Below are 443 nucleotides of genomic sequence, written 5' to 3'. Positions count from 1 at the left end.
TCGATCAGCTTATCACCATTTTTATCCTCTAATATTTTTTGAATATCTTTTAGTGAAAAGCCTAGTTCTTTTAAAAAGATAATCAGTTTTAATTGCTTTACCTGCTTAGCAGAATATAAGCGATAGCCACTTTCACTCACTCTGCTGGGTTTTACCAAACCTTTTTGATCATAATAGCGAATGGTTCTAGTGATTATGTTCAACTTCTTTGCTAAATCTCCGATTGTATATTCTGACATTACTTTCTCACCTCACAACTTAAATATACGGGTTTACGCTACGTCAGAGTCAAGAATAAGCTAAATTTTCCTGAAAAAACTTCAAAAAGCAAATATTTTACTCTTTTCCTATTGAAATCATTAACATTCACTGTATAATTTTAAGTGAATGTTCACTTTATACAAATTTCGGAGGACTAAATGAACGCAATCAGTAATTTCTTT

At 30.9% G+C, this 443-nt stretch carries 1 protein-coding gene; it reads right to left on the bottom strand.

Translation table 11 applies throughout. From position 1 onward, the window contains the following. A partial coding sequence (locus CP352_RS10770) for a MerR family transcriptional regulator (protein WP_143465304.1) occupies positions 1-239 on the bottom strand: 239 nt, incomplete at its 3' end. Positions 240-443 lie beyond the last annotated feature (204 nt).

The organism is Lactobacillus sp. UMNPBX1, assembly GCF_002554085.1.
GTDB lineage: Bacteria > Bacillota > Bacilli > Lactobacillales > Lactobacillaceae > Lactobacillus > Lactobacillus crispatus.
The sequence above is the reverse complement of the archived record's forward strand: the minus strand, read 5'-3'. Positions and strand labels throughout refer to the sequence as shown.